The sequence below is a fragment of the Lentihominibacter sp. genome (assembly GCF_046951855.1).
Classification (GTDB): domain Bacteria; phylum Bacillota; class Clostridia; order Peptostreptococcales; family Anaerovoracaceae; genus Lentihominibacter; species Lentihominibacter hominis.
Window position 1 is genome coordinate 1 of the sequence record NZ_JBKTXS010000059.1, and the last position, 5,117, is coordinate 5,117.

Annotated in this window: 2 protein-coding genes; both read left to right on the forward strand. The window is 36.7% G+C overall.

The window, feature by feature from the left end:
* The first annotated feature begins 58 nt into the window (after window positions 1–58).
* Window positions 59–1,714, forward strand: coding sequence for a hypothetical protein (locus tag ACLR96_RS10010; protein WP_177268250.1), 1,656 nt, complete (start codon window positions 59–61; stop codon window positions 1,712–1,714).
* A gap of 161 nt (window positions 1,715–1,875) precedes the next feature.
* Window positions 1,876–5,094 (forward strand): restriction endonuclease, encoded by a 3,219-nt coding sequence (locus ACLR96_RS10015; RefSeq protein ID WP_177268248.1) that lies wholly within the window; start codon window positions 1,876–1,878, stop codon window positions 5,092–5,094.
* The last annotated feature ends 23 nt before the right edge of the window (window positions 5,095–5,117 follow it).

The following is a 5,117-nucleotide window of genomic DNA, read 5'->3' on the forward strand; positions in this document are numbered from 1 at the left end:
GGGGGTATACTCTATAAGAAAACTATATTGTTTAAAATAAAAGAAAGGGAGAATAACTATGAAATGCAAACCAATATTATCTAAGTGTTGTATTACTGTTCTTTTGTTAGTGGCGTTTTTGTTTACTATGCCATTGCTGGCTTCAGCCTCTGAAAATAATGTTGCAAAAGTGGGGAGTAAAGAATATACGACACTAAAAGATGCTTTTGATAATGCGTTAAGTGGTGAAACAGTTACTTTGCTGAAAAATATTGAGGATCTGACAACTGATGGTATTGTTACAATTCCTGAAGGAAAAGCAATCACTTTGGATATGGCAGGGAAGACCATCACTGTTGATTCCAAGTCATTTAAAGGGCGTGTTTTTATAAACAAAGGAACCTTTTTAATAACAGGAAATGGGACTATAGATACAAGCTTAGCCGGCGCTAACGGGTGGGGGCCGGTTGATAATTATGGAACTCTTACCATTGAAAACGGAACGTATAAAGCAGTAAAAGACACAGAGTCCGTGGGGATCTGGAATCGTGAGGGTGGTACGGCATATTTTAAAGGTGGTGTCTATGAAGGATTCCCTACTGTTATACGTGCTGCGCTGGGAGCAAATACCACTATAAGCGGAGGAACATATTTAAATGATGCTTTTCCAGCAATAGAAAACGATGGGGAAATGTTAATAACCGGAGGGACATTTAAGAATGTTTCCTGCAGCTCATGTGACTCACGATGGGGATACACAATAAGGAATGGTGTAGGAGGAGATGAAAAATCACATCTTGTATTTGAAGAATCTTCACAAGGTGCGATATCTGTAACTGGAGTACAGGGAGCTGTGGCCAATTCCGGTGGATTGATGGAAATAAAGAGTGGATCTTACAAAACAGTGGGATGCAGTGTTCATGGAACTAAAACTGCTCATTATGCTCTTTATGTTGCAGGAGAAAATTGTGATTCAAAAGCTATAGTTACAGGAGGAACTTTTGAATCTGCGTCAAAGACTGCTGTAATGATAGGAAATGATAATACTAATGGAGACGGGGGAATAAATGCTGACGCAACGACAGAGATAAAAGGCGGAACTTTTATTGCCCCTAAAGGACAGGCAGCAGTTACGGGAGCTGAGAAGACAGGAAATCCTGAAATAACAGGGGGAGCTTTCTCCAGTGATCCGGGAGAATTCGTAAAAGAAAATAAAATCGAAATAAAACAAGGAAATAAGTATTATGTGGGAGCAACGGCATCTAAAATAATAGAAAATCTGAAAGAAGGAGATGAAATTATTATAATTGCGGCTGAAGGAGATTTATCAGTACCTGAAGGCGTAAAGGTGAAAAATGAAACGGGTAATACGATAATTGTTAACGGGCAAGAGATTGAAAATGGTATGGATCAGACTATAGAACATATATTAGTTAAAGTTCCTGCAAAGGAACCTACCTGTACAGAAAATGGAAACAAAGAATATTATATTTGTTCAGTATGTGGTGAATGGTTTGCTTCACCGGATGGTAGAGAACGAATAGAGGATCACGACAGTGTGATTCTTAAAGCAAAAGGACATAGGTATGAAAATGGCGTATGCGAAATTTGCGGCAAAAAAGAAGTGAAGGATGAAAGCGCGGAAACAGGCGATCCTATAATGATAGGGTTGGTTATAGGAATTATGGGAGTATCAGGAGTAGGAATAGCGAGTCTTAGAAGGAAAAGCAGATAAAAATATTTTCATGAATATGTAAAATGAAACAGGCAGTCAACCTATAGAGGATTATTACTTATGAGGTTTGACAGGCCTGTTTTTTATTAACATAGGCAGTAATGAAGTGGTATAATATCTTATTAAGATGTTGAAGCAAAGATGTAGGAAGGTTCGAGAAAATGAGAAGCTATGATTTTAACGAAAAATTGGATTGGAAATCATTCCAGGTTTTAGCTGTTGAAATTGTACAGTATAGAGAGAATATACAGTTTCAGACGTTCAGAGATGGAAGAGATAAAGGTGCCGATGGTCTGTGGTTTGATGATAAAAAGAAAATCATACTTCAAGCAAAAAGATATAAAAATTTCAGCGATCTTTATCGTCAGCTTAAAATAGCTGAACTTGAGAAAGTCAGAAGGCTTAACCCAGACAGATATATTCTCGTGGTTTCGTTGAAATTGAGCAAACATGAAACCGAAAAGATTTACGATCTGTTTTCGCAATATATGTCTGGAAGCGATGATCTTATTGACGGAAACGGTTTAAACAGTATTCTGGCGAAAACTGAATATCGATGGATAGAACGGAATTTTACGAGTCTGTGGATACCTGATGGGCAGATACTTGAGGATTTTATTGGAAAAATAATAAATAAAGGAAGTCGGGCAAGAAGTTTCAGAGAGCAGAAAAAAGCCATAGAGGCTTGCAAGACTTTTGTTCAGACGGGAATATATGATGAAGCGAGACAGATTCTTGAAAATAACCATACTGTAGTAATATCAGGGCAGCCGGGAATGGGGAAAAGCACCATCGCTCGCGTATTGGCGATGGATTTTTTGTCTGTGGAATATTATGAAGGATTATATTGGGTAAACAGCCTCGACGAAATTGAGGACCAGTGGGAAGATTCATGTGATAAACAGGTGTTTATCATGGATGATTACTGGGGTGCTGTATTCCACAGAGAAAGAGGAAGAAGAGAAAATTCTCACCTTGAGGATCTTATTTGCCAGATAAAGACAGAAGATAGTAAGCGTCTGATCATTACATCACGGGAATATATTGTACAGCAGGAGTTTTTTCTCAATCCCGAGCTTGAGGATATAATAAAGGATCTTAAGATGGAATGTATATTACGTGAATATACAGATGCAGAGAAGGCAAAGATCTTGTTTTTTCATCTGCAAGCTTCTGATCTGGATATAGAGTATATTAGAGAGATATACCGCAGATGCAATCAGCTTGTAAAGAATCGCAGCTACAGTCCAAGAGTAATAGATAGATTTTTAAAGGAGTCAGATCCTCGTATTTATTCTGCAAGTCAATATGCAGAAGAGCTGTTGGGCTGGATGAAATATCCGGAGAAATTTTGGGAAGGTATTTTCAGGGAGTTTTCAGAAGAAGCCAAGATAATAGCCTCTATAGTTGTTATATCTTATACGCCTGTAAGTATAGCTGATATAAGAGCAACCTATAGCAGCTATATTCGTCATTATGGAGGAATTTGCGAACCAAAAACATTTGAAAATTGTATTTCAGAGTTGGAGGAGACTGTCCTTATTACTTATTTTGAAGAAGAGAGTGATAAGATAATGGTAGAGTTTGAAAATCCTTCTATTGTTGATTTTCTGTCAGAATATGTTTTTAAAAACCAAGAGTTTTATATACCGCGTCTGATAAGATCCAGCATTTTTTATGATCAGCTTCTGATGATTCTGGAGCATTTTTCATGTCATGATGAGAAAATAAATGACATGGTAAGGAAACGATGTGTCAGAGAATTTTACAAAATGCCTATGCGTCTTGAGGAATATGGAGATCCTCAGATGGGAGAAGTAATAAATCCTTTTGAAAGTGACTGGTCAGGAAGGGCTTTTCACCTTATGCGTGTATCAGATGACGGACCGGGAGGAATAATATGGGAGTTTATTAGATCTTTTGCTGATGATTTTTTTTGCAATATAGAGGAAAATAAAAATTTTGATGGGACAGCAGAGATGATGAATTTCGTGGGCTTAATTAAAGTTTGTTTGAAAAGCGGTATGTATTTTGACGGAAAAACTCTTATGGATCAGTATTGGGCGCACTGTGCAACTTATAAAGACTATGAAGGATTCGGACAGTTTGAAGAGGTTTTTCCGGACGTATATAGTGAGAGAAAATATGAATATTATTCATTCATGAAAGCGAATGTCAAAGATATTATTTTGCAGACTCTTAATTACTATGAGGAAAATGAATTGTTTGAAGAAGAAGATTTACTTGTGGATGATATTCCTTTTATTTTAAAAGACTGGGGACTTTACTATACAAAGAGGTTTAAAAGTTCTGTCAAGGAAATTGCGGGTAGGTATTCTGAAAGGCCTGAATACAATAAACATTCATTTACCCATTTAGAGGGGAAGAATATTTACAGAGAAACTGACTATGATCAAGCAAAGAAAGAAGGATATGAAATACTTTTTGGAAAATATAGTGAATGCAGTAGTGAACAGGTTGAAGAAATTATAAAGCAAAAAAAATTTTCAAAGGAACGAGAAGCGTATCTCATTGAAGCTGTCCAAAGCGAAGCCCCATGGTATTTGTATGAATTCATGACTGATGAAAGCAGCATAGATATTTTAAGGATACTGGAGGAAAAATCTCTTTTTGAGTTTGCGGTTTCTGATATAAGATTGTTTGTATTTTCTGTGTGTTATATCATGTCAAATGAAAGCAAGCCTCTTATTAGGAATTTTGTGGATTTCTGTATAGATTATACGAGTGGCTTGCTTTACAAAGAGGTCCCTATGGTTTCAGAAACGCAATTCAGAAAATCTGAGCCGTATAAGACTTATGTGGCAAATGATCCTGATTTGGAAAATTTGTTGTTTACATATATGTTGGGTAGGAGTGGGAAATGGATTTTTATTAAACAGGATTTTATAGCTCTTTTCTGGCTGTGCCAGGCGCTTATATGTGATAGTGAGTTGGATTGGGATACGGTATTTGAAACAGATTGGAATCCTTTTTTTGTTAAAAGCAGAGATGGTGAAAAGGCAGTTTATTTCCCTGATTTTATCAATCCGTCAAATTCGGAGTGGATAAGAAAGATACAGATTATCATGAATGAGATAGATGCGAATGGATTTAGGGATTGTTATGTTATTCCTAAACTGAAAGGTTTCCTTGAAAAATATAGCAGTGATGTATCCGGAACAGTAAATTTTCTAAATGATATCAGATGGTCGCTTGATATAGATTCTGATGGTGAACTGCAGGGAGGTTCAGCTATCATGACTGATACGATGGTATTAGCTGATAATCTGGGAATAGCTGATATTATGGAAGCTGCGGATGTTTTTTCAGAAGACTCATTAAAATTAATATTAAAAATTCAATCTTCCGAAATTCCTTGATTTTTCAAGGCTTACCGCCTATC

What these genes read in the sequence shown, in the direction of transcription:
- ACLR96_RS10015 (WP_177268248.1), top strand. Translation starts at nt 1,876, where the DNA reads ATGAGAAGCTATGATTTTAACGAAAAATTGGATTGGAAATCATTCCAG.
- ACLR96_RS10010 (WP_177268250.1), top strand. Translation starts at nt 59, where the DNA reads ATGAAATGCAAACCAATATTATCTAAGTGTTGTATTACTGTTCTTTTG.